Origin of the sequence: Mesorhizobium sp. M7A.F.Ca.US.007.01.2.1 (assembly GCF_003998165.1) — a bacterium.
Taxonomy (GTDB): Bacteria; Pseudomonadota; Alphaproteobacteria; order Rhizobiales; family Rhizobiaceae; genus Mesorhizobium; species Mesorhizobium ciceri.
The window spans coordinates 1-5,502 of record NZ_RZQP01000323.1; the positions used below are offsets into that span (position 1 = coordinate 1).

Below are 5,502 nucleotides of genomic sequence, written 5' to 3' on the forward strand. Positions count from 1 at the left end.
CGAACATTGACCTCAGTGCCGCCAAGGAAAACGCCGAACTGGCGAACCTGTCAAAAACCCGTTTCCTCGCCGCTGCCAGTCACGACGTGCTGCAGCCGCTGAATGCCGCCCACCTTTCGGTTTCGGCGCTCGCCGAAGTTCAGACCAGCGACGAGGGCAAGAAACTGGTGCGGCAGGTCGAGCGCTCGCTGGAGACGATGGAGGACCTGCTGCGAACCCTGCTCGACATCTCCAAGCTCGATGCCGGCGTGGTGCAGCCCGACATAAGCGACGTCAGCCTGGAGGCGCTGTTCTCGTCGCTCCGCTCGGATTTCCTGCCGGTGGCGGAGATGAAAGGCCTGTCGCTGAAATTCCGGCCGGTCCATGCCGTGGTCCGCTCCGACCGCACGCTGCTGCGCCGTATCCTGCAGAACATTCTCTCCAACGCGCTGGGCTATACACGCTCGGGCGGCGTGCTTGTCGGCACCAGGCATCGCGGCGACACCATCCGCATCGACGTCGCCGACACGGGCTGCGGCATTCCCGACGACCAGCGCGAGGCGGTGTTCGAGGAGTTCCACCGCGGCACCTCGCCGGCCAATGCCGAACTGGACGGTGGCGGTCTCGGGCTCGGGCTCGCCATCGTGCGCCGCATGGCCAGCGCGCTCGGTCATCCCGTGACATTCTCGTCGAAGGTCGGACGCGGCACGATCTTCCACATCGATGTACCCGTCGGCATCGGTGCGCCAGCCGATGCCATCGCCAGCGTTGCCGACATGGAACGGCCGCGCGGCTATGGCCTGTTCGGCACCAAGGTGCTGCTGGTCGAGAACGATATCGAAGTGCTGCAAGCCATGACCTTCCTGCTCGAACGCTGGCAATGCCTGGTGCGGGCCGCGACCTCGACCGACGATGCGCTCGACATGCTTGGCGACACCGACTGGGTGCCCGACATCGTCATTGCCGACCAGCATCTCGACGGCGGCGATCTCGGCACCACGACCATCGCCGAAGTCCGCGACTATCTCGGCCGCGCCGTGCCGGCGCTGATCGTCACCGCCGACAGTTCGGAAGCCGTCGCCAAGGCCGCCCGCTCCGGCGGCATCGAACTGATGCGCAAGCCGCTGAAGCCGGCCCAACTAAGGGCGCTGCTGGCGCATTTGCTGGCCTGATCACTTCTCACGCGCTATTCCGATCGTCTTGAAAGGAGCGCGTCCTCCCGCGGACAGGTCGCCGACGCGCGCTTTGTTTCGACCGCCACCTACAATGCCGTGTGCGGCCTGCCGGCAACGAAGACAGACCCGAATGGTCTCGTCAAAACCTTTACTTATGACGCCTTCTGCCGGCCCTATCAGGTCTCTCAGAGCGTCACCGGCGCCTATGCCAAGACGCGCTTCGAGAACGAGGGCAATCCGGCGACACAGGCGCTGGTCAAGTACACCCCGCTGCCCAATGGCGCGAGTGGGGGCGCCGGCGAGGATTTTACCCGCTCCTTCTATGACGGGCTTGGCCGGGTCTATCGCGTGGAAACCCCCGGAGAGACGGCGGCCAGTGCAAGACGCATTGCCGAGACCGACTACGATCTTCGCGGCAATGTGCTGCGTACCGCCTTCCCGAGGTTCGTCGGTGAGACGGCACAGTGGACCACCAACAGCTACGACTGGGCCGACCGGTTGACAAAGACGATCAATCCGGATGCCAGCCAGCGCAGCTATCTGCACGACATCGCGACCGCAACCGGCACACCCACCCCCCGACTTTACGGGGTGACGCTGACCGATGAGCTCGGGCATTTGACCAGAACTCCATCGACGACACGCGGTGACATTGCCGGCATCATTCGCGACGTCGGTGGCCTCAATCTGCCGGAGAGCCGCAGCTACGATCTGCTCGGTCGGCTGATCGGCGTCACCGATCCTGGCGGTTCGACCTGGACCTACACTTACGACATGCTCGGCAATCGGCTGTCGGCGTCGGACGCCGATCTGGGCACCTGGACCTATGTCTATGACACCGCCAACCGGCTGGTCAGCCAGACCGACGCCAGGGGCACGGTCACCACGCTCGCCTACGACCAGATGGACCGGCTGACCCTGAAGACGGCAACCGCGCCTGGCGGCAGCCCGGTGACGCTGACCCAAAACACCTATGACCAGGCGGCGTCAGGCTATTACAACATCGGCCAAGTGACCCGCTCGGAAAACGCCGCCGCCGTCCAGCTCTACAATTATGACGGTCTCGGCAAAATCGCCCGTCAGGATGCCACGATCGCGGGGATCACCCATACTACGTTCAACGTTCACGACGGCTCCGGCCAAACGCTTCGCAACCAGTACTTTCCAGTGCAGCTCGACTTCGGCACGCCGATAGCGCACTTGCAATACACCGCCGGCAAAAAGCTCTATTCGGCGCCCGGCTTCATCACCTCGACGATCTACGAGGCTGATGGCCAGACCAAGGAGATCACCTACGCCAATGGCGTAAAAACGTCCTTCACCTACTCGCCGACGCGGCGCTGGCTGACGCGGATAACCACCACGCTCGGCGCCGGGACAGTAATGGATCGCCAGTTCACCCGTGACAGCCTCGGCCGAATTACCGACATCGCTGGAACCTCGGCCACGGGTCCGAACAGCTGGCACTATGTCTATGACAATGCCGACCGGCTGATCTCTGCCGACAATCTCGGCGACAACACGCTGGACGAAACCTTCGTCTATGCCGCCAACGACAACATGATTTCGCGCCTGCGTGTGGCCGGCACTTATGTCTATCCCTCGGCGAACGCTGCTCGTCCGCATGCGCCTATCACGGTCGGCGCCAATGCGATGGCCTATGACGCCAATGGCAATCTGACCTCCGACGGCAGCCGCACGCTGGTCTGGGACGAGGCCAACCGGCTGAAAACGGTCACGCGCGCCTCCAGCACCGTCAATCTCGCCTATGGACCGGACGGGGCGCGAGCGAAAAAATCATCGAGCTTCGCCACGACGCTTTATCCCGACGCCAATGTCGAGATCAATCCGGCGATACCGGGTGGAGAAATCTACACCCGCTATCCGCATCCCGACATCAAGGTCGTCGGCACGACCAAATACTTCCTGCACCGCGAACACCTCGCCTCGGTGCGCATGGTCACCGACATGTCGGGCAACACCGTCGAAAGCAACAGCTACGCCACCTATGGCGAAAGCCTCAACACCGGCTTCCAGACGCAGAAGAACTACATCGGCGAACGCTTCGATCCCGAGACCGGCCTGCTGTATCTCAATGCACGATACATGGATCCGGTGCTGGGGAGGTTCATTTCGCCGGATGATTGGGATCCGACCAAGGAAGGTGTTGGCACCAACCGATATGCTTATGCTCAGAATGATCCGGTAAACAAGAGTGACGCCAATGGGCATGCCGATTTACAGGGTATCGCTAGAAGCTACATCAACCGGGAAGTCGGACCCCAAGTACAAGCCCTCGCCGACGTCGAGCAAGATGCCGCGAAAGGCGCGGCAATTGGAGGCATTGCCGCGTTAGGTGTTGGAGCTGTTGTCGCAGCGCCGGAAGCAGCGGCAGCTGTAAGTGCTGCCTTTCCTGAAGCGGCAATGTTTGCCACCGAAATGGTCGCCGCAGAGACAGGGCTGATTGCTCCGGCTGGCGCAGTTGGGGCAGTGGCGCTATCCAGGTCGGAAGCTATGAAAAAGGCCTTGGATACAGTAACAGAAAAATTAAGCTCCTCTCAGTTGTCAAGCTTTAAAAACTACATGGGTAAAGTGCCGAGCAATTCAACTGAGAATGTTTCCATATCTGTCCAAAAAGGCACTGCAACTTTTACAACCGTTTCACCTGGGAAGGTTCCCGGTTCCTATGCCACGTATGAGAAGGTGGTCGACATGAACGGAAAAACCCTAAGTTACAGCAAGAAAGTGTTCGACCCGCTTGGGGGGCTAGTTTCCAACAAAGATAAGCTATCGAAGGCTGACAGTCCTAAGTCCGGAAGCGGCGGTAGCGGATCTGACAAAGGGTCAGCGGTTAGCGTCAACGATCACGAGGTCAGCAAATGATCAACGAAGATAGGATAAAGGCGGTAAAATCTTTGATAGGATTGGAGAAACCAATAGATTCATGTATAAATGCCTTAAATACTTTTTCTTGGGATTATGATGGAGATCCTGTTATTTTAAATCGAACAGATGTTGAGAGCGTTATGAAGAGATTTCTAGATGGAAATTTGAGCAAAACTGATCTAGAAGCATGGGCAGACGCAATAGAACTTCGAGACGATATAGCATTTTATGGATCAGATGCCAATTGGATAAAGATGGTTATTACAACCCTATCGACACCGCCGCTATATGGTCCGATCACAAGAGAGAGTGTCGAGCAACTTCTCGGATTGCAGTGACAGTGTCCTTTTACCATCTTCGCCCGGCCGTCATTGTGTGTAAATTGATCACATGGCTCGCCTTGCCCGCATTATCGTTCCCGGGCTGCCACACCATGTGAAGCAACGAGGTGACGGGTAAAAGCTCAAAACCCCGCCTGATCGCGAAACAGCTCCGCATTGTCCAGCTTCGAAACGTCGATCACCGCTTGCGTGCGGCTGTAGACATTGAGCTTGCGCAGAATCTCCGAGACGTGCGCCTTCACCGTGGGAATTACGGTGACAGTGCACCTTTTGCCCCGTTTGCTCGAATTACGGTGACAGTGCACTTTTTACCCTATTCGCCGGCATCACCGTAGGTAGATTAAGCACATGGCCCGCCTTGCCCGCATCGTCGTTCCCGGCCTGCTGCAACCACGTGACGCAGCGTGGCAACGGGCGCGCCAAGGTGTTTTTCACGCTGCAAGACTACGCGCTCTACAAAAACCTGCTGGTCGAGCATTGCCGTGCCGCCGGTGTCGGCATCTGGGCGTGGTGCCTCATGCCGAACCATGTGCACCTGATCCTGACGCCAGCTGACCCGGATGGCCTGCGGCGTGCGCTCGCCAAGGTGCACCGTGCCTATGCCGGGATCATCCACGCACGACAAAGGAAAACCGGGCATTTCTGGCAAGGCCGCTTCGGCGCCGTTGCGATGGACGAGGACCACCTTCTGTCGGCGGTGCGCTATGTCGGGCTGAACCCCGTGCGCGCCGGACTGGCGAGCCAGGCGGCGGATTGGCCCTGGTCAAGTGCTCGGGCACATCTGACGGGCGAGCCCGACGGCGTCACGGACCTGGGGCCGATGCAGGACAGGTTGCCGTCGTCGACCGGACTGTTCGATTTGCTCGAGACGGATGTCGCGGCGTTCGACGCCTTGCGCAAGGCCGAGAGCATCGGCCGGCCGATGGGCAGCGAGGCATTTCTGGACCGGATTTTCGGCCAAACCGGAAAGGCCGTGAAACTGCGGAAGCGAGGCAGGCGGCCAAAGGAAAATGGTGTACCGTCACCGTAATTCTTGAGCGCGGCGCCTGATGGGTTACCCTCCCCTTGATGGGGAGGGTCGGCGCGGAGCGCCGGGGTGGGGTGCGGCGCAGACCCCACCC

The 5,502-nt window shown here is 60.0% G+C and carries 4 protein-coding genes and 1 pseudogene; 4 read left to right on the top strand and 1 reads right to left on the bottom strand.

Annotated elements, in window-relative coordinates; all coding sequences use genetic code 11:
- The 3 genes from EN949_RS32490 to EN949_RS32500 all read left to right on the top strand — a co-directional run.
- The coding region (locus EN949_RS32490) for a hybrid sensor histidine kinase/response regulator (RefSeq protein WP_164782611.1) at positions 1–1,151 on the top strand (1,151 nt) is incomplete at its 5' end.
- Between the two features lie 99 nt (positions 1,152–1,250).
- Positions 1,251–4,037, top strand: a complete 2,787-nt coding sequence (locus tag EN949_RS32495; RefSeq protein ID WP_164754907.1) for an RHS repeat protein — start codon at positions 1,251–1,253, stop codon at positions 4,035–4,037.
- Positions 4,034–4,378 (top strand): hypothetical protein, encoded by a 345-nt coding sequence (locus tag EN949_RS32500; protein WP_013531260.1) that lies wholly within the window; start codon positions 4,034–4,036, stop codon positions 4,376–4,378. The genes EN949_RS32495 and EN949_RS32500 overlap by 4 nt, the downstream gene beginning before the upstream one ends.
- A 125-nt stretch (positions 4,379–4,503) precedes the next feature.
- Here EN949_RS32500 and EN949_RS32505 read toward each other — a convergent pair.
- Positions 4,504–4,626, bottom strand: a pseudogene (locus tag EN949_RS32505) (LuxR C-terminal-related transcriptional regulator); the annotation flags it as partial.
- A 113-nt stretch (positions 4,627–4,739) separates the two neighbouring features.
- On the opposite strand from EN949_RS32505, the gene EN949_RS32510 reads away from it, so the two are divergent.
- Positions 4,740–5,411, top strand: coding sequence for a transposase (locus EN949_RS32510; protein ID WP_224621619.1), 672 nt, complete (start codon positions 4,740–4,742; stop codon positions 5,409–5,411).
- Positions 5,412–5,502: the final 91 nt, after the last annotated feature.